This window comes from Actinomycetospora sp. NBRC 106375, from assembly GCF_030269665.1.
GTDB lineage: Bacteria > Actinomycetota > Actinomycetes > Mycobacteriales > Pseudonocardiaceae > Actinomycetospora.
On the sequence record NZ_BSTS01000001.1, the window covers coordinates 219,057 to 239,473 of the forward strand.

The following is a 20,417-nucleotide window of genomic DNA, read 5'->3' on the forward strand; positions in this document are numbered from 1 at the left end:
GCCGGTCCGCGGACGGGAGCGGCGAGGGTGGGTCGACACCGCCACCTGACGTGCGTGCGGTCGGACGGGCTGTCGGCGGTGCTGACGCCCCTGCTCGACGACCGCCGCATCGTCGCCGCCACCCTCGTGGACGTCGACAGCGGCCTGGTCCTCGACGGCTACGTCGACGACCCGGGTGAGCACCCCACGCTCGCCGACGTCGAGCTGCTCGGCGCCGCCCACGCCGACATGGTCCGGGCGGCGGCGGTCGTCGCCGGCCCGCAGCTCGCCGAGCTCACCGTGAGCACCGACGACGGCCACCACCACCTGCTCCACGCCGTGCCCGACCCGCACGGCGAGCGGCTGGTGGTGGCCGTCGTCGTGCACGGCTCCCCCCGTCACGTCACCCGGGCGCGCCTGCGCCTGCGCACCGTCTCGGTGGAGGCCCTCACCGCCGGCCCCACGCTCGCGCGCCGCCCCGTCGACGGCAGCTGGGTGGTCGACGACCCCGCGCCCGTCGCCCCGGCCGAGGACCCCGGGGACGAGCCCGCGGTCGAGGAGCCGGCCCCGCTCGGCGGCGCCGCACCGCTCTCGGCCATGGCGCCGCGCGGCGCACCGGAACCCACCACCGCGACCACCGCGCTCTCCGGCACGGTGTCGTCGGTGGCGTCCCCGTTGGTGCCGGGGCTCGCGGCGGAGCTGTCCTCGCCGCTCGTCCCGCTCAGCGACGGACGGCCAGCGACAGCGCGAACCGGCCCTGCGGGTCGGTGAACCACCCGTCGTGGGAGAACCCCGCGGCGGCCAGCTCCCCGCGGATGCGCTCGCGGGTGAACTTCGTCGAGATCTCGGTGCGCATCTCCTCGCCCTCGGCGAAGTCGACCTCGAGGTCCAGCTCCGGCACCCGCACGTGCATGGGACGCCGGGCGCGCAGCCGCATCTCGATCCGCCCGGCCTGGGGCACCCACACCGCGAGGTGGTCGAAGCCCGAGCGGTCGAAGTCGGCGCCCAGCACGCGGTTGAGCACCGCGAGCACGTTGAGGTTGAAGGCGGCCGTCACGCCCGAGGAGTCGTCGTACGCCGCGACGAGGGTCGCCTCGTCCTTGACCAGGTCCGTTCCCACGAGGAACGCCTCGCCCGGGTCGAGCGCGTCCGCGAGCGCCTCGAGGAAGTGCTGGCGGTCCGCGGGCTCGAAGTTGCCGAGCGTCCCCCCGAGCAGCGCCACGAGGCGGCGCCCGTCGCGCGGGACGCTGCGCAGGTCCTGGGTGAAGTCGGCGACGACGCCGTGCACGTCGAGGCCCGGGTAGGCCTCGATCAACCCCGGGACGGCCTCCTCGAGCGCCGACGGGGACACGTCGACGGGGATGTAGCGCGCGAGCGTGCCCGCGTCGCGCATCGCGTCGAGCAGCACGGGGGTCTTCGACGACGACCCGGAGCCGAGCTCGACGAGCGTGTCGGCGTCCGCGATGCGGGCGATGGCGTCGGCGTTCCCGGTCAGCGCCTCCCGCTCGGCGGTGAAGGGGTAGTACTCGGGCAGCGCCGTGATCTGCTCGAACAGCTCGCTGCCACGCGCGTCGTAGAGCCACTGCGGGGTCAGCACCTTGGGGCTCGACGTGAGCCCGCGGCGGGCGTCCCGGCGCAGGGCGGCGTCGGCGTCGTCGGCGGTGAGATGGATGTCGAGCGCGGGCAGGCTCATCGGTGTCGGTTCACGTCCTGGGGTCGGGGCGCGCGTCCTCGTGAGGGCGCGCTGCTGTTCACGGCGTCGGGAACGAAGGGGCCGCGGCTAGAGGGCCGCGACCGTGACCACGGGCGGGTCGTGGACCCCGCCGGGGCGGGCGGCGAGCAGGGAGCCCTCGGGAACCGGGGCCCAGGCGGGGTCGTCGTCGAGCGGCTCGGAGGCCACGGTCACCGCGCCGTCGGGATCGACGCGGTGGGACAGGGCGTGGTCGACGGCGGTGGCGATGACCTGGTCGCCGTCGGAGAGCAGGAGGTTGAGCCGTGAGCCCGGCGCGGCGGCCAGGGCGTCGGAGGCGACCCCGGCGACGGCGTCGGCGGGGTCCTTGCCGGCGGCGATCCGCGCCCGCACCAAGGCCCAGAGCAGCGCCGAGTCGGTGGCGGCCTCGAGGGTCAGCAGGTCGACGGGCGGGAGGGTCGCGGCGAGCCCGGCCATGCTGTGCGGCCACCCGCGGACGACGCCGTTGTGGCTGAACAGCCACGTGCGCCCGCCGGCCTCGCCGCGGAACGGTGCGCACGCCGCGGTCGACACCGGCATCCCCACCGTCGCCGAGCGCACCGCGGCGACGAGCGCCGTGGTCTCGACCGCCCGCGCGAGGTCCAGGAACGACGCGTCGGTCCACATCGGGTCGTCGCGGCGGTACAGCGCCGTACGTGAGCGAACTTCGGTGCTATAGCCCGGAGGTTCGCTCACGTACCAGCCCACCCCGAACCCGTCCGCGTTGACGGTGCCGCCGCCGCGCATGTCGGCGGGGGCGTAGCTCTGCACCAGCAGCGAGTGCGGCGGCTCGGTCACGACCGAGGCGAGCGTGACCGGTGCGGGGCCCAGGCGGGCCAGGTGTCGGCACACGTCGCTCAGGCGTCCCGCGCGCAGCGGAAGCCGGAGAAGATCTGACGACGGATCGGCAGGTCCCAGTTGCGGAACGTCGTGCGGGCGTTGGGGGTCCCGACGCCGAACGACGACCCGCGCAGCATCCGGAAGTCGCCGCCGAAGAAGACCTCGGAGTACTCCTTGTACGGGAACGGCTCGAAGCCCGGGTAGCCCTCGAAGCCGGAGTCGCACCACTCCCAGACGTCACCGATCAACTGGTGCACGCCGAGCGGGGACGCTCCCGCGGGGTACGCCCCCACCGGGGCCGGCTGCAGGTGGCGCTGGTCGAGGTTGGCGCGCTCGGGCGTCGGGTCCTCGTCGCCCCAGGGGAAGCGGCGGGTCGTGGCGGAGGCGTGGTCGTAGCGCGCCGCGAACTCCCACTCCACCTCGGTGGGCAGGCGCTTGCCCGCCCACGCCGCGTACGCCGCGGCCTCGTGGAAGGACACGTGCAGCACCGGCTGGTCGGCGACGTCGCTGATCGCCTCGCGGACGCCGAACGACGTGCGGTGCCACCGCCCGTCCACCTGCTCCCACGTCATGGGAGCGCTCCAGCCCTCGGCGGTGATGTGGTCCCAGCCGGCCTCGGACCAGTGCGCGCGGTCGGCGTAGCCGCCGGCGTCGACGAACCGGGCGAACTCGCCGTTGGTCACCGGGGCGGCGTCGAGCAGGAAGGAGTCGACGCGCACGGGGTGCGCGGGCTTCTCGTTGTCCAGGGCGAACGGCTCCCGGGACGTCCCCAGCAGGAACTCCGCGCCCTCGTGGAACACCTCGGTGCCGGCGAGCCCGGGCACGACCGCGGGCGGCGGCGGGTCGGCGTGCAGCGCCGGCGCGCCGGAGCGCAGCTGGTGGGTGGCGAGCATCGTCTCCACGTGCTGCTGCTCGTGCTGGACGATCATCCCGAACAGGAAGCCGTCGGCGAGCGCGCGGCGCTCGTCGAGCCGGCCGGCCTCGAGGTGGGCGAGCGCCATCTCCCGCACCCGGTCGCCGTAGACGCGCGCCTCGGTCGGGTCGAGCAGCGGCAGGTCGGGACGACCGGAGCGCGGGTTGGTGAAAGCGTCGTAGAGGTGGTCGAGGTCCTCCCGGACGCCGGCGACGACGTCGGCGTCCGGCGCCCCGCGGCGCACCAGCCAGAAGTCCTCCATGTTCGCGATGTGCGCGACGTCCCAGTGCAGCGGCGACATCAGCGGGGAGTGCTGGCGGGTGAGGTCGGGGTCGTCCGCGGCGAACGCGTCGTGGGTCAGCGCGCGGGTGCGGGCCCGGGCGGCGGCGAGCTCGTCGGCCAGGCGGCGCCGCAGGGCGGCGCGGTCCGGGCCGGTGTCGCCGGGGGCACCCGGAGCGGGGCTGGTGGCGGTCACGGTCGTTCACCTCCGAGGAGGGTTCGGCGTCCCGACGACGGGAGGTCGTCCACGTCGGGTGGGTCCGCGTCCGGGTCGGGACGCAGACGGGTCTCGGCGTCGTCGAGCGGCTCGTCGGCCGGGCAGCGACCCCGCAGGATCCGCTCGGTGACGACCCGGTCGACCAGCTCGCGGACGTCGGGGTCGACGTCGTCGAAGTCCGGGCCGGCGAGTGTCCGGAGGGCCTGCGAGAACACATCGCCCGCGGCCCGGCGGATCACGCGGTCCGCGAGGCCGTGGCGGGCCGCGGCCGTCCAGCGGTCCGCGGCGGGCTCCGCCGCGGCCCGGGCCCGCTCGACCGTGCGCGGGTCGTGCAGGAGCGCGGCGACCACCACGAGCGGGACGACCCACTCGTCGCCGGGCTGCTCGTCGAGGTAGCGCACCTCGAGGTGGCCCTGCGGGCGCACCGGCGGGAACAGCGTCGTCAGGTGGTAGTCGAGGTCCGACCGGGTCGGCGGCGTGTCCAGGCGCCCGTCGATCCACTCGGCGAACGTGACGTCGGGGGCCGCCCACGACGTGTCGGGGTCGTCGTCGCGTCGCAGGCACAGCAGACGGGTGTCGAGCGCGCGCCGTGCGTACTCGCGGGCCGGGTCGTCGCCGAGCTCCGCCGGCGGGCTGGTGCGCTGGGGGTCGAGGGCCATCCAGGCCGCCCACCGCGACGACTTCCAGCCGGTGCGCCGTCCGTGGACGACCGGGGAGTTGGCGAACGCGGCGAGCAGCACCGGCGCGAGCTCGTGCAGCGCGGCCCACCGCGCGGCGACGTCCTCGCCCTCGCCGGCGTCGACACAGACCTGCACGGCCGTCGTCGAGCACATCATCGTGCGCCCGTGCGGACCGATGCGGTCGAACGCCGCCTCCATCGCGGCGTAGCGGGGCACCTGGAGCAGGCGCCGCGGGGGCCGCAGCGGGTCGCTGGCCCGCGGCACGGGCGCCAGCCCCTCGTTCGCCAGCAGCGTGCGCAGGGCGGCCACGTCGGTGTGCACACCGCGGATCAGGGCGCCGACGCCGGGCAGCGGCGGGCTGGCGATCTCCACCTGCCCGCCGGGCTCGACGGTGAGGGTGCCACCCGCCGGCAGCGCGAGGGGCGCGACGCGGGGAAGGGGTGGGCCGGAGGCCGGATCGCGGGCCAGGGCGTTGACCGGATCGACAGCCGCTGCGGCGGAGAGGGTGAGGGTGTCGGGGGCGTGCGGGCCGAGAGCACGGGCGAGCACGGCCGGGTCGAGGGGGCGGGCGGGGTCGTCGACGTGGCGCACGAGCCACTCGAGCTCGGTGCCGACGAGACGCGGCGGCCCGTGCTTGAAGCACACCGAGGCCACGTACGCCTCGGCCGTCGCGCGGTCGGGCAGGGGCGCGTTCGGATCCAGGGCCACCCGGCGCCGCGCGGACGGGACGGCGGGGCCGGCCGGGTCGCGGGACACGTCGGCGGCGTCGTCGCGGCGCGCCGACGGTGTCGGAACCGGCACGAAGCCTCCCAGGTCGACCGACTCCGGCGACCGCCGTCGGGTCTCGACGGCCGCACACGGACGCTCAGCGACGCTACACGCGCGTTCGGCGCCTCGCAGGGGTCCGGCGCCGACCGGACCCGCCGCGAAGATCACCGTGCGTGATGGCTCACGCCGCGGAGCGCGACGTCGCGAACTGGGTGTGGTACAGGTCGGCGTACCGGCCGCCCCGCTCCAGCAGCGTGTCGTGCGTCCCGGACTCGACCACCCGGCCGTGCTCGACCACCGCGATGACGTCGGCCGCCCGGACGGTCGAGAGCCGGTGGGCGATGACGACGGCGGTCCGGCCGACCAGCGCCTCGGTCAGCGCCTCCTGCACCGCGTGCTCGGACTCGGAGTCCAGGTGCGCGGTCGCCTCGTCGAGGATGACCACGCGCGGCGAGGCCAGGAGCAGGCGGGCGATCGTCAGGCGCTGGCGCTCGCCGCCCGAGAGCCGGTGTCCCCGCTCCCCCACCACCGTGTCGAGGCCCGCGGGCAGCTCGTCGAGCAGCTCCCCCAGCCGGGCGCGGACCATCGCGTCGCGCAGCTGCCCGTCGGTCGCGTCCGGCGCGGCGTAGCGCAGGTTCTCCCGGACCGTGTCGTGGAACAGGTGCCCGTCCTGCGTGACGACGCCCACCGCACCGCGCAGGTCGGCGAACGCCAGCGCGCGCACGTCGACGCCGCCGATCTCGATCGCGCCCGAGTCGACGTCGTAGAGCCGCGGCAGCAGCGAGGCGATCGTCGACTTCCCCGCCCCCGACGGCCCCACCAGTGCGAGCATGCGCCCGGGCCCGACCGCGAGGTCGACGCCGTGCAGGATCTCGTGCCCGGCCCGGTCGTCGAGGCGCGAGACCTCCTCCAGCGAGGCGAGGGACACCGCGGACGCCGCGGGGTAGGTGAACCGGACGTCGCGGACCGCGAGCCCCAGCGGGCCCGCGGGCAGCGGGGTCGGGTGCTCCGGTTCGGTGAGGGCGGGCTGCAGGTCGAGCACCTCGAAGACCCGCTCGAAGCTCACGAGGGCGCTCATCACGTCGATGCGGGCGTTCGCGAGCGAGGTCAGCGGGGAGTACAGGCGGGTGAGCAGCAGCGCGAGGCTCACCACGATGCCGGCGTCGAGCGTGCCGGTGACCGCGAGCCAGCCGCCGAGCCCGTAGACCAGCGCCTGGGCCAGCGCCGCCACGAGCGTCAGGCAGGTCAGGAAGACCCGGTTGACCATGGCCGTCCGGACCCCGACCGCGCGTACCCGGTCGGCGCGCGCGCCGAACTCGTCGGCCTCCGCCTCGGGGCGCCCGAAGAGCTTGACCAGCGTCGCGCCGCCCGCGGAGAACCGTTCGGTCATCTGCCCGGTCATCGCCGCGTTGAGGTTCGCGGACTCACGCTGCAGGGCCGCGATCCGCCGTCCCATCCGCCGGGCGGGCAGGACGAAGATCGGGAGCAGGATCAGCGCGAGCACCGTGACCTGCCAGGCGAGCGCTACCATGACGACGACGGCCAGGACCAGCTGGATCACGTTGGTGACGAGGCCCGAGAGCGTCGAGGTGAAGGCGCGCTGGGCCCCGATCACGTCGTTGTTGAGACGGCTGACGAGCGAGCCGGTGCGGGTGCGCGTGAAGAACGCGAGCGGCATGCGCTGGACGTGGGAGAACACGGCCAGGCGCAGGTCGTAGATCAGGCCCTCGCCGATCCGGGACGAGAGCCACCGCTCGCCGAGCGTGAGCCCCGCGTCGAGCACGGCCAGGCCGGCGATGACCAGCGCGATGCCGACGACGACCGACCCCGGCTCACGGTTCGTGATCGCGGTGACCACGCGCCCGGCCAGCACCGGCACGGCGACGCCGACCACGGCCGACGCCGTGGCCAGCGTGAGGAACACCGCCAGGGCGCGGTGGTGTCGGCGCGCGAAACGCCAGATGCGCGGCAGCGTGCCCGTGGGCACCGACCGCGGCAGGCTGTCCGCCCGGGCTGCGGACTGCATCAACGACCAGGCGTCCATGGCTGCCCGCTCCCGTCCTTCGTGAGGTTCGTCTACTCCGAGCGTGCGACCTCGACCATGGTCGAGGTCAAGCGGACGCCACGGAGCCGGCTGGTGGTGTCAACCGGGTCCTCCGGGAGCGGGGATACCCCTCGGGGGCGAGGGGCCCTCGCGCTACTTCTTCTTCGTGCGCGTGGCGCCTCCGCGCCCGCGCAGCGTGACACCGGACTCCGACAGCACGCGGTGCACGAATCCGTACGACCGGCCGGTGGACTCGGCCAGGGAACGGATGCTCGCGCCCTTCTCGTACTTCTTCTTCAGATCCGTGGCGAGCTTGTCCCGCTGGGTGCCGGTGATCCGCGCACCCTTCTTCAGATCGGCCATCTCGATCTCACCCCTCGTCCGACCGCAGGTCCGGTCGACCCATGATGATCGCCGAGTGGGGTGTGCGCCACGGCACATTTCTCGTGATCGGTAAGCGGTTGGGCCGATCGGAGTGATCGACGTCCGTTCGCAGGACAGCCTTGGTTAGCTGCGATAACGAGCCCACGGGCCGTGGTCAGGCGAGCTCGACCAGTTCGAGGTGCTCGGCCGAGAAATGGTCCTCGGTGCCGTCGGGCAGCAGGATCACGCGCTCGGGCTCGAGGGCCTCGACGGCACCCGGGTCGTGGGTGACGAGCACGACCGCGCCCTCGAAACGGCGCAGGGCGTCGAGCACCTTCTCGCGACTGGCCGGGTCGAGGTTGTTGGTCGGCTCGTCGAGCAGCAGGACGTTGGCCGCGCTCGACACGAGGCCCGCGAGCGCGAGACGGGTGCGCTCGCCGCCCGAGAGCGTCCCGGCGGGCTGCTCGAGCTGCTCGCCCGAGAACATGAACGCCCCCAGCAGCGTGCGCAGCTGCTGCTCCGGGGTGTCGGGGGCCGCGCTGCGGGCGTTCTCCCAGACGGTGCGGTCCATGTCGAGGGTGTCGTGCTCCTGGGCGAAGTAGCCGGTGCGCAGGCCGTGACCGGCGGCCACCTCGCCCGTGTCGGGCGTCTCGGCGCCCGCGAGGATGCGCAGCAGCGTGGTCTTGCCGGCACCGTTGAGCCCGAGGATCACGACGCGCGACCCGCGGTCGACGGCGAGGTCGACGCCGGTGAACACCTCGAGCGAGCCGTAGGTCTTCGACAGCCCCTCGGCGGTCATCGGCACCCGACCGCACGGCGCCGGGGCCGGGAAGCGGATGTGCGCCACCTTGTCGTCGACGCGCTGCTCGTCGAGACCGTCGAGCATCGCCTGCGCGCGACGGGCCATCTGCTTGGCGGCGACGGCCTTCGTGGCCTTCGCCCCCATCTTCGCGGCCTGGGCCTGCAGGGCGCCCGCCTTCTTCTCGGCGTTCGCCCGCTCCCGGCGGCGCCGGGCCTCGTCGTCGGCCCGCGCCTGCTGGTACTTCTTCCAGCCCATGTTGTAGACGTCGAGCTCGCCGCGCGTGGCGTCGAGGAACCAGACCTTGTTGACGACGTCGCCGATGAGCTCGGTGTCGTGGCTGATCACCACGAGCCCGCCCTCGTGGGCCTGCAGGAACGAGCGCAGCCAGCCGATCGAGTCGGCGTCGAGGTGGTTGGTGGGCTCGTCGAGCAGCAGGGTCGTGCCCGCGTTGCCCCCGGTGTCGCCGCTGGCGGCGAACAGGATGCGCGCCAGCTCCACGCGCCGGCGCTGGCCGCCGGAGAGCGTGCCCAGCGGCTGGGCGAGGACCCGGCCCGGCAGCCCGAGGTTCGAGCAGATCCGTCCGGCCTCGCTCTCGGCGGCGTAGCCACCGAGGTCGGCGAAGCGCTCCTCGAGGCGCCCGTAGCGGGCGATCGCGCGGTCGCGGGCCGCGTCGTCGGCCATCTCGGCCATCGCGGTCTGCGTCTTCTCCATGTCGCGCAGCAGCTCGTCGAGACCGCGGGCCGAGAGCACGCGGTCGCGGGCCAGCACGGTGAGGTCGCCCTCGCGCGGGTCCTGCGGCAGGTAGCCGACCGGGCCGGTGGAGCGCACGGTGCCGCCGTAGGGCTCGCCGATCCCGGCGAGGCAGCGCAGCGTCGTCGTCTTGCCCGCGCCGTTGCGGCCGACCAGCCCGATCCGGTCGCCCGGTTGGACGCGCAGCGTCGCCCCGGCGAGCAGGACGCGGGAGCCGGCGCGCAGCTCGAGATCGGACGCGGTGATCACGGGGAGGGGTCTCCGAGGAGGTCGTGGCGGGCGGACGGGGCGCCCCGCGGACCCCTCCAGTGTAGGCGACGGCCTTCCCCGACCCGCCGCTCTAGGGTGCGGCCATGACCGAGCCCACTGCCCCCGCCCCGGATCTCGCCGGACGCTCCGCGCTCGTCACCGGCGCCAGCCGGGGCATCGGCCTGGGCGTCGCCCGCCACCTGCTCGACCGCGGTGCCCGCGTGACCATCACGGCCCGCAAGCAGGAGGCGCTGGACGAGGCCGCCGCGTCCCTCGGCGCGCCCGACCGGGTCCTCGCGGTCGCGGGCAACTCCGGCGACGCGGCCCACCGGACCGCCGCCGTCGACGCCGCCGTCGAGCGCTTCGGCTCGCTGGACGTGCTGGTCAACAACACCGGCATCAACCCGCAGTACGGGCCGCTGGTGCACGCCGACCTCGCCGCCGTCTCCAAGATCTTCGAGGTGAACGTCATCGCGGCGCTCGGCTTCGTGCAGGAGGCCCACCGGGCGTGGATGGGCGACCACGGCGGCGCGGTGGTCAACATGGCCTCGGTCGGCGGCCTGCGCTCGAGCGGGGTGATCGGCGCCTACGGGGCCTCGAAGGCCGCGCTGATCCGGCTCACCGAGGAGCTCGCCTGGGAGCTCGGGCCCGCGATCCGCGTCAACGCGGTGGCCCCGGCCGTGGTCAAGACGCGCTTCGCCGAGGCGCTCTACGCGCACGGCGAGGACGAGGTCGCGTCGCGGTACCCCATGAAGCGCCTGGGGACGCCCGAGGACGTCGCGGCGCTCGTCGGGTTCCTGGTCTCTGACGCCGCGTCGTGGATCACCGGGGAGACCGTGCGGGTCGACGGCGGGATGCTCGCCACCGGCCACACGTGAACGCAACGGCCACCTCAACCGGACACGGGCACAATGATGGTGATCGGGAGGTGATCTCGCATGGGGCTCTTCGACAGGTTCCGCCGCGGCGGGGGCGCGAGCGGTGTGGGCGGTGGCGGCTTCCGCCAGGTGCTCGACCGTGAGGGCGGGCCGGCCGACCTCGAGCACCTCCGGGCCTTCGCGAAGACCCGCGAGGGCGTCGCGTTCTACATCGAGCCCGAGACGACGGCCACCGACACGACGGTCGTCGCGGTCGCGTTCGACGGTGAGTGGACGCGGCGGCGGGTCGGCACGCCCCGGGCGGCGGAGAAGCTCGCGCGCTCGGTGAAGGTGGCCTGCCACGACGTCACCGTCACCGGCTACCCGCCGGAGATGCGCGCCTGGAACGCCCGGGCCAAGGCCGACCGGGCCGCGCTCGAGGAGATGGCCCGCGCGGAGTCCGACCGCCGGGACGACCGCGACCGGTGACCCCCGCACCGGTCGCCGACGTCGTGATCGCCGGGGCCGGACCGGCCGGGCGGTCGCTCGCCCGCGCCTGCGCCGCGCGCGACCTGCGCACGCTGCTGGTCGACCCGCGCCCGCACCGGGCCTGGACGCACACCTACGGCGCGTGGGCCCACGAGCTGCCCGCCGACCTGCCCGTCGACGTCGTCGCCGCCCGCGGGCGCGGGGTCGCCATCGCGCGGCGCACCCACGAGCTCGACGACGAGTACGCCGTGCTCGACACCGCCGCGCTCCAGGAGCACCTCAGCGATCCGGCCGTGGCCGTGCGGCGGGGGCGTGCCGTCGGCGCCGTGCCCGTCGGGCCCGGGCGCCATCCCGCGGTCCTGCTCGACGACGGCACCGCGGCGACCGGTCGGGTGGTGGTCGACGCGACCGGCGCGCGCCAGGCCCTGGCCCGGCGCGGCGCGGCCCGCGGGCTCGACGGCGGCCGGCCGCGCGCCGAGCAGACGGCCTACGGCGTGGTGGTGCCGCGCGCGGTCGCCGCCCGGGTCAGCGGCGACCGCCTGCTGTTCATGGACTGGCGCCCGGCGCACGGCCGCCCGGGCTGGCCGACCTTCCTCTACGCCGTCCCCCTGGACGCCGAACGGGTGCTGCTCGAGGAGACCTCGCTCGCCCGCCGTCCCGGGCTCGCGATGCCGGAGCTGCGCGACCGGCTCCGGGCCCGGCTCCGGGCCGCGGGCCTGTCCGACGCCGAGATCCCCGACGACCCCGCCGACGTCGAGAAGGTCCGCTTCCCCGTCGACTCGCCGCGGCACCGCTCGCCGGCCGGGGTGGTCGCCATCGGGGCCGCCGACCCCGTCGTGCACCCGGCCTCGGGCTTCAGCCTCGCGACCTCGTTGCGGATGGCGCCGCGCCTGGCCGCGGTGCTCGGCGACGCGCTGCGCGGCGGCCACGACCCGGCCGACGTCGCCCGCGCGGCCCGCGCGGTCGTCCGCTCCCCCGCCGCCCTCACCGTCCACGCGCTGCGCCTGCGCGGGCTGGAGACGTTGCTCACGCTGCCGCCGGGCGAGGTGCCGGCGTTCTTCGACCGCTTCTTCGCGCTGCCGCCCGTCCACCGCCGGGCGTATCTCGACGCCCGCGAGGACGTCACCGCATCGTTGGCGGCGATGACCTCGTTGTTCGGTCGACTGTCGCCCCGCCTCCGGCTCCACCTGATCAGGGGAACGGTGCTCGGGGCCCGGAGCGTCCGAACGGAGCAGTAGCGGTACGCTCGTGAACCGAAATCGTGACGGGTTCGTGACCCGCCACCGACGGAGGGAGTACTCCGCGATGGGTGCCTACCAGATCGTGGCCGTCGGCACGGACGGCTCCGAGTCGTCGTTCCGCGCGGTCGACCGCGCCGCCGGGATCGCGGCGGACAGCAAGGCGACGCTGCTCATCATCTGCGCCTACAAGGCGGCCAAGTCGACCGGCGAGGCCGAGCAGGCGCTCGGCGAGGACGCCGCGTTCCACGTCGTCGGCTCCACGCCGGCCGAGGAGACGCTGCGCGACGCCCGCGAGCGGGCCGCGGCCAAGGGCTCGGTCGACATCGACACCGTCGCGGTCGAGGGCGACCCGATCGAGCGCGTGATCGAGGTCGTCACCGACCGCAAGGCCGACGTCGTCGTCGTCGGCAACCGCGGTCTGAACAGCCTCGCCGGACGCCTGCTCGGCTCCGTGCCCCAGGGCATCTCCCGGCGCGCCGGCAGCGACGTCCTCATCGTCCACACCACGTGACGGGCGGCCCGGACCCGGACCGGGCCGACCCGGAGCGGTGGTCGCGGGCCCGGGAGCAGATCGAGGAGCTGCTCCTGGGCGGGCCCCGGAGCATGACGCGCGGCGAGGTCCACGAGCGCACCGGGCTCTCGCCGGAGCACACCTCGCGGCTGTGGAGCGCGCTCGGCTTCCCGAGCACGCCCGACGACGTCCGCGCGTTCGCCGACGCCGACCTGGACGCCCTCGCGCTGTCCGGCCGGCTCCTCGACGAGGACACGTTCGACGAGGCCGAGGAGCTCGCCGTCGCCCGCGCCCTCGGGCAGGGCCTCGGGCGGCTCGCGGAGTGGCAGGCCACCCTGGTGCGCCGCACGATCGCCGACACCGGCCACGCCGACGACCCGGACGCCGTCGTCGCCGCCGTCGAACGGCTCGTGCCCTCGCTGGAGCGGCTGCAGACCTACGTCTGGCGCCGCCACCTCGCCGTCACCGCGGGCCGCATGCTGTCGAGCCTCGCCCGGCCCGAGGACGAGGAGTTCTCCGAGAACCGCGTCGTCGTGGGCTTCGCCGACATCGTCGGCTTCACCAGCCTGAGTCGGAAGATCGACGACGTCGAGCTGCGCTCCCTGCTCGAACGCTTCGAGACCGTGTGCACCGAGGTCGTCGCCCGCCGCCATGGGCGGATCGTCAAGACCCTCGGCGACGAGATCCTCTTCGTCTGCGAGCGCGTCGAGGACGCCGTCGACATCGCCTTCCGCCTCCACGAGGACGTGCCCGGCGACGACGAGCGCCTCTCCCTGCGTGTGGGCCTCGCGCTCGGCGAGGTCCTCCCCCGCTACGGCGACGTCTACGGCCCGGTCGTGAACATCGCCAGCCGCCTCACCTCGGAGGCGCGCCCCGGCACCGTCCTCGTCGACGAGGATCTCACCGACGCCCTGCGGCGGACGGACCTCGACCTCGACATCCGCGCGGTCCCCCAGATCTCCGTGCGCGGCTACCGCCACCTGCGCCCCCACGTGGTCCGCGAGAAGAGGTAGCGGCGAACGCGCTGTTCGTTGCTTCTATGCGCGCGAAGTCCCCGTTGATCACAGCGGAACCTCCGAACGCCGGCCCGCCCGAGAAACGAACGGCGCCCTCGCTGCTTGCGAAGCAGCGAGAGCGCCGTTCGTTCCCGGAACGCGATCGCGTCCGGATGAGCGTGCAGGTCCGGTCAGACGGTGAAGCCGAGCGCGCGGAGCTGCTCGCGCCCGTCGTCGGTGATCTTGTCCGGACCCCACGGCGGCATCCAGACCCAGTTGATACGGACGTCCTTGGCCAGACCCCCGCCCGGGCCCTGGGTCAGCGCCGCGCGGGCCTGGTCCTCGATGACGTCGGTCAGCGGGCAGGCCGCGGACGTCAGCGTCATGTCGAGGGTGACCACCGGGCCGGTCCCGTCGTCGGAGCCGTCGTGGACGTCGATGCCGTAGAGCAGGCCGAGGTCGACGACGTTGATCCCCAGCTCGGGGTCGACGACGTCGCGCATGGCCTCCTCGAGGTCGTCGATCGAGGGCAGGTCACCGGTGTCGGCGGGGGCCTCGGGCATCCCGGCCGCACCGCGCTGCACGGTCTCTTCGGTCATGAGCTACCTCCAGCCTGAGCCTGGGCCACCGCGTCCTTGAACGCCAGCCAGCCCAGCAGTGCGCACTTCACGCGCGCCGGGTACGCGGCCACGCCGGCGAAGGCGACCGCATCGTCGAGCACGTCCTCGTCGGGCTCCACCTTGCCGCGGCCCTGCACCATCGCCTGGTAGGCGTCGAGCGTGTCGAAGGCCTCGCCGACCGTGTGCCCGACCAGCAGGTCGTGCGCCACCGACGTCGCGGCCTGGCTGATCGAGCAGCCCAGCGCGTCGTAGGAGAGATCCTCGACCTTCGCGTCGCGACCCTCCCCGCCGGAGAGGTGCACGCGCACGGTCACCTCGTCGCCGCAGGTCGGGTTCACGTGGTGGACCTCGGCCTCGAACGGGTCGCGCAGCCCGCGGCCGTGCGGGTTGCGGTAGTGGTCCAGGATGATCTCCTGGTACATCGAGTCGAGCTTCACGGCTGCACCGTCCCGAAGAACTCCTGTGCCCGTCGCACGCCCGCCACCAGCGTGTCGACCTCCTCCATCGTGTTGTACACGTGGAAGCTCGCGCGGATCGACGACTGGACGCCGAAGGCACGGTGCAGCGGCCACGCGCAGTGGTGGCCGACGCGCACGGCGATGCCGGAGTCGTCGAGCACCTGCGAGGCGTCGTGGGGGTGGATGCCCTCGATCTCGAAGGCGACCGCGCCGCCGCGGGCCTCGGTGGTGCGGGGGCCGATGATCGTCACGCCCGGCAGGTCCTGCAGCTTCACCAGCGCCGCCTCGGTGAGCGACTGCTCGTGGGCCTTCACCGCGTCCATACCGATCGCCGAGAGGTAGTCGACGGCCGCGCCCAGGCCGATGGCCTGCGACGTCATCGGCACGCCGGCCTCGAACCTGGCCGGCGGCGGGGCGTAGGTCGAGCCCTCCATGCGGACCAGCTCGATCATCGAGCCGCCGGTGAGGAACGGCGGGAGCGCCTCGAGCAGCTCGGCGCGCCCGTAGAGCACGCCGATGCCCGACGGTCCGAGCATCTTGTGCCCGGAGAAGGACGCGAAGTCGACACCGAGCGCGTGCAGGTCGACCGGCGCGTGCGGCACCGACTGGCAGGCGTCGAGCACCGTGTACGCCCCGACCTCGCGCGCCCGGCGGACGAGCTCGGAGACCGGCGGCACCGTGCCGAGCACGTTCGACTGGTGGGTGAACGCGACGACCTTCGTCCGCTCGTTGATCACCGTCCGCGCCTCGTCGGAGTCGAGGTCGAGACGGCCGTCGCGCGTGACGGAGAACCAGCGCAGCGTCGCCCCGGTCCGCCGGCAGAGCTCCTGCCAGGGCACGAGGTTGGCGTGGTGCTCCATCTCGGTGGTGACGATCTCGTCGCCCGGGCCGAGCCGGAAGCGTTCCGCCGCCGGGTCGACGCGCTCGCCGACCGACGCGTTGCCCATCGCGTACGCCACGAGGTTGATGCCCTCGGTGGCGTTCTTGGTGAACACGATCTCGCCGACGTCCGCGCCGACGAACGCCGCGATCCGCTCGCGCGCGGACTCGTAGGCGTCGGTGGCCTCCTCCGCGAGGGCGTGCGCCCCCCGGTGCACCGCGGCGTTGGACGTCTCGAGGAAGTGCCGCTCCGTGTCGAGCACCTGGCGCGGGCGCTGCGACGTCGCGCCGGAGTCGAGGTAGACCAGCGGCTTCCCGTCGCGGACGGTGCGGCTCAGGATGGGGAAGTCCGCGCGGATCTTCGCGACATCCAGGGTCGCACCCGTGGTGGAGGGTGCGATGGCGGTCATGCCGGCTGCTCCTCCTTGTCGGCCGCAGCGCCCGTGAACCGCACGTAGCCGTTCTCCTCGAGCTCCTCGGCGAGCTCGGGGCCGCCGGACTCGGCGACCCGGCCGTTGACGAACACGTGGACCTTGTCCGGCGCGATGTAGCGCAGGATGCGGGTGTAGTGGGTGATCAGCAGGATCCCGACGTCCGAGTCCGCCTTGTAGTCGTTGACGCCCTTGCTCACGACGCGCAGTGCGTCGACGTCGAGACCCGAGTCGGTCTCGTCGAGGATCGCGATCTTCGGCTTGAGCAGCGCCATCTGCAGGACCTCGTGGCGCTTCTTCTCGCCGCCGGAGAAGCCCTCGTTGACGCTGCGCTCGGCGAACGCCGGGTCGATCTCGAGGTCGGACATCGCGCCCTTGACCTCCTTGACCCAGTGCCGCACCTTCGGCGCCTCGCCGCGCGTGGCGGTGGCGGCCGAGCGCAGGAAGTTCGACATCGAGACGCCGGGCACCTCGACGGGGTACTGCATCGCGAGGAACAGCCCGGCGCGGGCGCGCTCGTCGACGGCCATCTCCAGGACGTCCTCGCCGTCGAGGAGCACCTGGCCCTTGGTCACGGTGTACTTCGGGTGGCCGGCGATGGAGTACGCGAGCGTGGACTTGCCGGAGCCGTTCGGACCCATGATCGCGTGGGTCTCGTTCGAGCTCACGGTCAGGTCGACGCCGCGCAGGATCTCCTTGGGACCGGACTCGGTCTCGACCTCGACGTGCAGGTCGCGGATCTCGAGGGTGGACATCAAGCCTCTTTCGGGACGTCTAGGTGGTGATCAGGAACCGATGGCCTCGAGCTCGGCCTCGATGGCCGCCTCGAGCCGGTCGCGCAGCGCGGGGACGCGGATCTTCTGGATGACCTCGCCGAAGAACCCGCGGACCACGAGCCGGCGCGCCGCGGCCTCGGGGATCCCGCGGGCCATCAGGTAGAACAGCTGCTCGTCGTCGAACCTTCCGGTCGCGCTCGCGTGGCCGGCGCCGACGATCTCGCCCGTCTCGATCTCGAGGTTCGGCACCGAGTCGGCGCGGGCGTTGTCGGTGAGCAGCAGGTTGCGGTTGAGCTCGTAGGTGTCGGTGCCCTCGGCCGCCTTGCGGATCAGGACGTCGCCGATCCAGACGGTGTGGGCCGCCGTCCCGCCCTCCTCGCCCTGCAGCGCGCCCTTGTACATGACGCGCGAGCGGCAGTTCGCCACCGAGTGGTCGGCGAGCAGTCGCTGCTCGAAGTGCTGCCCGCCGTCGGCGAAGTACAGCCCGTCGAGCTCGACGTCGCCGCCGGGCGCCCGGTAGTTGATGACCGGCGAGAGGCGCACGAGGTCGCCGCCGAGGGTCACCGAGGTGTGCCGGATCGTCGCGTCGCGCCCGACCGAGAGGTGCTGGGCGCCGACGTACACCGCGTCGTCGGCCCAGTCGTGCACCTCGACGACCTCGAGCTTCGCGCCGTCGGCGACGACGAGCTCGGTGTTCGCCGCCACGGTGCCCGACCCGCGGTGGTCGAGCACCACCACGGCCTCGGCGTGGTGCTCGAGGCGCAGCTGCAGGTGGGCGAACGCCACCTGGCCCTCGCCGGGCCCGGTGATCGTGACCGTGAGCGGCGCATCGTCGGAGCGCGCCTCGTTCACCGACACCACGTGGGCCGACGGGAACGCCGACCACGCCTGCGCCGCGACACGGTCGGCGGGGATGCCGCCGTCGCCGAGGCGTGCGTCGTCGCGCCCGACGACCTCGTGGCGGGTGCCGGACCCGGTCAGGTCGTCGGCGCTGTCACCGAATCCGGTGCGCACCGCGACCTCGACCCGCCCGGTGGCCGACGCCGAGCCGTCGTGGAGCCCGCGCAGGCGGCGCAGCGGCGTGAAGCGCCACTGCTCCTCGCGCCCGCGCGGGACCTCGAAGGCCTCGACGTCGTACGAGGTGTGCCGCTCCTCCCAGGGAGCAATCTTCGGCGACAAGGCCGTCTTGATGCCCGGGTCCACGTCGAGGACCGGGGCGTCGGGGGCGTCGATCACGCCGCCCCCGGACTGAGCCACGGGCTCACTCATCCGACAGCGCCCTCCATCTGCAGCTCGATCAGGCGGTTGAGCTCGAGCGCATACTCCATGGGCAGCTCGCGCGCGATGGGCTCGACGAACCCGCGCACGATCATCGCCATGGCCTCGTCCTCGGTGAGGCCGCGGGACATCAGGTAGAAGAGCTGGTCCTCGCTGACCTTCGAGACGGTCGCCTCGTGGCCCATCGTCACGTCGTCCTCGCGGACGTCGACGTACGGGTAGGTGTCGCTGCGGCTGATCGTGTCGACCAGCAGCGCGTCGCACTTCACCGTCGACCGGGAGTGGTGCGCGCCCTTGTTGACGCGCACGAGTCCGCGGTACGAGGTGCGCCCGCCGCCGCGTGCCACCGACTTCGAGATGATCGTCGACGACGTGTGCGGCGCGAGGTGCACCATCTTGGCGCCCGCGTCCTGGTGCTGGCCCTCGCCGGAGAACGCCACCGAGAGCACCTCGCCCTTGGCGTGCGGCCCGGTGAGCCAGACGGCCGGGTACTTCATGGTCACCTTGGAGCCGATGTTGCCGTCGACCCACTCCATCGTCGCGCCCTCGTCGGCCTTGGCGCGCTTGGTGACCAGGTTGTAGACGTTGTTCGACCAGTTCTGGATGGTCGTGTAGCGGCAGCGGCCGCCCTTCTTCACGACGATCTCGACGACCGCGGAGTGCAGGGAGTCCGACGAGTAGATCGGCGCCGTGCAGCCCTCGACGTAGTGCACGTACGCGTCCTCGTCGACGATGATCAGCGTCCGCTCGAACTGGCCCATGTTCTCGGTGTTGATCCGGAAGTAGGCCTGCAGCGGGATGTCGACGTGGACGCCCTTGGGCACGTAGATGAACGAGCCGCCGGACCAGACCGCGGAGTTCAGCGCGGAGAACTTGTTGTCGCCGGCCGGGATCACCGAGCCGAAGTACTCCTCGAACAGCTCCGGGTGCTCACGGAGACCGGTGTCGGTGTCCATGAAGATGACGCCCTGCGCCTCCAGGTCCTCGCGGATCTGGTGGTAGACGACCTCGGACTCGTACTGCGCCGCGACGCCGGCGACCAGGCGGTCCTTCTCGGCCTCGGGGATCCCGAGCTTGTCGTAGGTCGCCTTGATGTCCTCGGGGAGGTCGTCCCAGGTGGCGGCCTGCTTCTCCGTGGAGCGCACGAAGTACTTGATGTTGTCGAAGTCGATGCCCGAGAGGTCGGAGCCCCACTGCGGCATCGGCTTCTTCTCGAAGGTGTTCAGCGCCTTGAGCCGCGACTGGAGCATCCAGTCCGGCTCGCTCTTCTTCTCCGAGATGTCGCGCACGACCGCCTCGTTCAGGCCGCGCTGCGCGCTCGCCCCGGCGACGTCGCTGTCGTGCCATCCGAACTGGTACTGCCCGAGCGACGCGAGGGTCTCCTCCTGGGTGAGCTCGGTGCTCGGGGCGGCGGGGGTGGTCCGCTCCGCGGAGGTGGTCATACGACCTGCCTTCCCTTGACGTCGGTGGTGGTGGGGTCCTGCGGTCCCGGCTGTCGGGGCACGTGGGTGGTGCACGCGGCGTCGCCCCGCGCGATCGTGGACAGCCGCTGGACGTGGGTGCCCAGGAGCTCGGCGAAGACCTCGGTCTCCGCCTCGCACAGCTGTGGGAACTCGGCGGCCACGCCGGCCACCGGGCAGTGGTGCTGGCACAGGGCCTCGCCCGCCGAGGTGGCGCGCGTGGAGGCCGCATAGCCCTCCCGGGACAGGGCGCCCGCGAGCGCCTCGACCCGGGCCGACCGGTCGGCGTGCGTGCCGATCCGGTCGCCGTCCTCGGCGAGCATGCCCAGCACGCGGCGGCGGGCGAACGCGCGGACCGCGTCCTCCCCCACCACGTCGGACAGCTCGCGCAGCGCCGCCACGGCCAGCCCGGCGACGTCGTCCTCACCCGCACCCGCCCGGCGGCGGCCCTGCTCGGTGAGCAGGTGCTCGCGGGCCGGTCGGCCGCGCCCCCGCCCGGCGGCGCGGGGTGCGTCGCGGGTGGAGACGGTGCCGTCGGCGACGAGGGCGTCGATGTGGCGGCGCACCGCGGCCCCCGACAGGCCCAGCATCCCGGCGAGGTCCATCGCCGTGGTCGGGCCGTGCTCGAGGAGCCGCCGGACGATGAGGTCCCGCGTGCGGCCGTCGTGCCCGTCGGCAGCGACCATGGTCCTCACCTCCTGAGCGCTCGTCTTAGGGGAACCTTCTTTTTGACAACACCAGTCTTGCGTATTTCTCGACGACGGGCAAAGCGGGCCCCCGGATCGGGATGGTGATCGCCCTCACGAAGG

The 20,417-nt window shown here is 73.6% G+C and carries 20 protein-coding genes and 1 pseudogene; 6 read left to right on the forward strand and 15 right to left on the reverse strand.

Annotation, left to right across the window (positions count from 1 at the left end; translation table 11 throughout):
- Window positions 1-27 precede the first annotated feature (27 nt).
- Window positions 28-750, forward strand: a complete 723-nt coding sequence (locus QSK03_RS01085; RefSeq protein WP_285648109.1) for a hypothetical protein — start codon at window positions 28-30, stop codon at window positions 748-750.
- On the opposite strand, the gene egtD is transcribed toward QSK03_RS01085, so the two are convergent.
- The 8 genes and pseudogenes from egtD to QSK03_RS33375 form a co-directional block, all read right to left on the reverse strand.
- Entirely contained in the window at window positions 701-1,672 is a 972-nt protein-coding gene (gene egtD / locus QSK03_RS01090; protein WP_285648110.1) for an L-histidine N(alpha)-methyltransferase, read from the reverse strand. The genes QSK03_RS01085 and egtD overlap by 50 nt on opposite strands.
- An 87-nt stretch (window positions 1,673-1,759) precedes the next feature.
- The gene (gene egtC / locus QSK03_RS01095; RefSeq protein ID WP_285648111.1) at window positions 1,760-2,560 is read right to left on the reverse strand and encodes an ergothioneine biosynthesis protein EgtC; all 801 of its coding nucleotides are present in this window, start codon (window positions 2,558-2,560) and stop codon (window positions 1,760-1,762) included.
- Window positions 2,561-2,565: 5 nt separating this feature from the next.
- The gene (gene egtB / locus QSK03_RS01100) at window positions 2,566-3,936 is read right to left on the reverse strand and encodes an ergothioneine biosynthesis protein EgtB (RefSeq protein WP_285648112.1); all 1,371 of its coding nucleotides are present in this window, start codon (window positions 3,934-3,936) and stop codon (window positions 2,566-2,568) included.
- Entirely contained in the window at window positions 3,933-5,438 is a 1,506-nt protein-coding gene (egtA, locus tag QSK03_RS01105; protein WP_285648113.1) for an ergothioneine biosynthesis glutamate--cysteine ligase EgtA, read from the reverse strand. The genes egtB and egtA overlap by 4 nt, the downstream gene beginning before the upstream one ends.
- A gap of 148 nt (window positions 5,439-5,586) precedes the next feature.
- Window positions 5,587-7,449 carry an ABC transporter ATP-binding protein gene (locus QSK03_RS01110; protein ID WP_285648114.1) on the reverse strand — a complete coding sequence of 621 codons (1,863 nt, stop codon included), beginning with the start codon at window positions 7,447-7,449 and terminating at the stop codon, window positions 5,587-5,589.
- Between the two features lie 153 nt (window positions 7,450-7,602).
- Window positions 7,603-7,812 carry a helix-turn-helix domain-containing protein gene (locus tag QSK03_RS01115; protein WP_116707459.1) on the reverse strand — a complete coding sequence of 70 codons (210 nt, stop codon included), beginning with the start codon at window positions 7,810-7,812 and terminating at the stop codon, window positions 7,603-7,605.
- A 175-nt stretch (window positions 7,813-7,987) separates the two neighbouring features.
- Window positions 7,988-8,962 (reverse strand): ABC-F family ATP-binding cassette domain-containing protein, encoded by a 975-nt coding sequence (locus QSK03_RS33370; protein WP_502872118.1) that lies wholly within the window; start codon window positions 8,960-8,962, stop codon window positions 7,988-7,990.
- A gap of 75 nt (window positions 8,963-9,037) precedes the next feature.
- Window positions 9,038-9,583: pseudogene (locus QSK03_RS33375) on the reverse strand (ATP-binding cassette domain-containing protein); the annotation flags it as partial.
- A gap of 134 nt (window positions 9,584-9,717) precedes the next feature.
- On the opposite strand from QSK03_RS33375, the gene QSK03_RS01125 reads away from it, so the two are divergent.
- The 5 genes from QSK03_RS01125 to QSK03_RS01145 all read left to right on the forward strand — a co-directional run bounded on the left by QSK03_RS01125 (window position 9,718) and on the right by QSK03_RS01145 (window position 13,724).
- Window positions 9,718-10,491, forward strand: coding sequence for an SDR family oxidoreductase (locus tag QSK03_RS01125; protein WP_285648116.1), 774 nt, complete (start codon window positions 9,718-9,720; stop codon window positions 10,489-10,491).
- 60 nt (window positions 10,492-10,551) lie between these two features.
- A complete protein-coding gene (locus tag QSK03_RS01130) occupies window positions 10,552-10,959 on the forward strand; it encodes a hypothetical protein (protein WP_285648117.1) in 408 nt (135 codons plus the stop codon).
- A complete protein-coding gene (locus QSK03_RS01135) occupies window positions 10,956-12,197 on the forward strand; it encodes a lycopene cyclase family protein (RefSeq protein WP_285648118.1) in 1,242 nt (413 codons plus the stop codon). The genes QSK03_RS01130 and QSK03_RS01135 overlap by 4 nt, the downstream gene beginning before the upstream one ends.
- A gap of 67 nt (window positions 12,198-12,264) precedes the next feature.
- Window positions 12,265-12,711, forward strand: coding sequence for a universal stress protein (locus tag QSK03_RS01140; RefSeq protein ID WP_285648119.1), 447 nt, complete (start codon window positions 12,265-12,267; stop codon window positions 12,709-12,711).
- Entirely contained in the window at window positions 12,708-13,724 is a 1,017-nt protein-coding gene (locus tag QSK03_RS01145) for an adenylate/guanylate cyclase domain-containing protein (RefSeq protein ID WP_285648120.1), read from the forward strand. The genes QSK03_RS01140 and QSK03_RS01145 overlap by 4 nt, the downstream gene beginning before the upstream one ends.
- 173 nt (window positions 13,725-13,897) lie before the next feature.
- On the opposite strand, the gene QSK03_RS01150 is transcribed toward QSK03_RS01145, so the two are convergent.
- The 7 genes from QSK03_RS01150 to QSK03_RS01180 are packed head-to-tail and all read right to left on the reverse strand — an operon-like array spanning window position 13,898 to window position 20,294.
- Window positions 13,898-14,305, reverse strand: coding sequence for a metal-sulfur cluster assembly factor (locus tag QSK03_RS01150; protein WP_285648121.1), 408 nt, complete (start codon window positions 14,303-14,305; stop codon window positions 13,898-13,900).
- Window positions 14,302-14,763 carry a Fe-S cluster assembly sulfur transfer protein SufU gene (gene sufU, locus QSK03_RS01155; protein WP_285648122.1) on the reverse strand — a complete coding sequence of 154 codons (462 nt, stop codon included), beginning with the start codon at window positions 14,761-14,763 and terminating at the stop codon, window positions 14,302-14,304. Before sufU ends, QSK03_RS01150 begins: the two co-directional genes overlap by 4 nt.
- A complete protein-coding gene (locus tag QSK03_RS01160; protein ID WP_285648123.1) occupies window positions 14,760-16,073 on the reverse strand; it encodes a cysteine desulfurase in 1,314 nt (437 codons plus the stop codon). Before QSK03_RS01160 ends, sufU begins: the two co-directional genes overlap by 4 nt.
- Window positions 16,070-16,849 carry a Fe-S cluster assembly ATPase SufC gene (sufC, locus tag QSK03_RS01165; RefSeq protein ID WP_285648124.1) on the reverse strand — a complete coding sequence of 260 codons (780 nt, stop codon included), beginning with the start codon at window positions 16,847-16,849 and terminating at the stop codon, window positions 16,070-16,072. Before sufC ends, QSK03_RS01160 begins: the two co-directional genes overlap by 4 nt.
- Window positions 16,850-16,879: 30 nt before the next feature.
- Window positions 16,880-18,139 (reverse strand): Fe-S cluster assembly protein SufD, encoded by a 1,260-nt coding sequence (gene sufD, locus QSK03_RS01170; protein ID WP_285648125.1) that lies wholly within the window; start codon window positions 18,137-18,139, stop codon window positions 16,880-16,882.
- Complete coding sequence (gene sufB / locus QSK03_RS01175) at window positions 18,136-19,590, reverse strand: Fe-S cluster assembly protein SufB (protein WP_285648126.1); 1,455 nt, start codon at window positions 19,588-19,590, stop codon at window positions 18,136-18,138. The genes sufD and sufB overlap by 4 nt, the downstream gene beginning before the upstream one ends.
- Complete coding sequence (locus QSK03_RS01180; protein ID WP_285648127.1) at window positions 19,587-20,294, reverse strand: helix-turn-helix transcriptional regulator; 708 nt, start codon at window positions 20,292-20,294, stop codon at window positions 19,587-19,589. The genes sufB and QSK03_RS01180 overlap by 4 nt, the downstream gene beginning before the upstream one ends.
- Window positions 20,295-20,417 lie beyond the last annotated feature (123 nt).

Coding starts and splice junctions, on each gene's coding strand:
- egtD (WP_285648110.1), bottom strand. CDS start 1,672: ATGAGCCTGCCCGCGCTCGACATCCATCTCACCGCCGACGACGCCGAC.
- QSK03_RS01110 (WP_285648114.1), bottom strand. CDS start 7,449: ATGGACGCCTGGTCGTTGATGCAGTCCGCAGCCCGGGCGGACAGCCTG.
- QSK03_RS01115 (WP_116707459.1), bottom strand. CDS start 7,812: ATGGCCGATCTGAAGAAGGGTGCGCGGATCACCGGCACCCAGCGGGAC.
- QSK03_RS01125 (WP_285648116.1), top strand. CDS start 9,718: ATGACCGAGCCCACTGCCCCCGCCCCGGATCTCGCCGGACGCTCCGCG.
- QSK03_RS01130 (WP_285648117.1), top strand. CDS start 10,552: ATGGGGCTCTTCGACAGGTTCCGCCGCGGCGGGGGCGCGAGCGGTGTG.
- QSK03_RS01140 (WP_285648119.1), top strand. CDS start 12,265: ATGGGTGCCTACCAGATCGTGGCCGTCGGCACGGACGGCTCCGAGTCG.
- QSK03_RS01150 (WP_285648121.1), bottom strand. CDS start 14,305: ATGACCGAAGAGACCGTGCAGCGCGGTGCGGCCGGGATGCCCGAGGCC.
- QSK03_RS01160 (WP_285648123.1), bottom strand. CDS start 16,073: ATGACCGCCATCGCACCCTCCACCACGGGTGCGACCCTGGATGTCGCG.
- sufC (WP_285648124.1), bottom strand. CDS start 16,849: ATGTCCACCCTCGAGATCCGCGACCTGCACGTCGAGGTCGAGACCGAG.
- sufD (WP_285648125.1), bottom strand. CDS start 18,139: ATGAGTGAGCCCGTGGCTCAGTCCGGGGGCGGCGTGATCGACGCCCCC.
- sufB (WP_285648126.1), bottom strand. CDS start 19,590: ATGACCACCTCCGCGGAGCGGACCACCCCCGCCGCCCCGAGCACCGAG.
- QSK03_RS01180 (WP_285648127.1), bottom strand. CDS start 20,294: ATGGTCGCTGCCGACGGGCACGACGGCCGCACGCGGGACCTCATCGTC.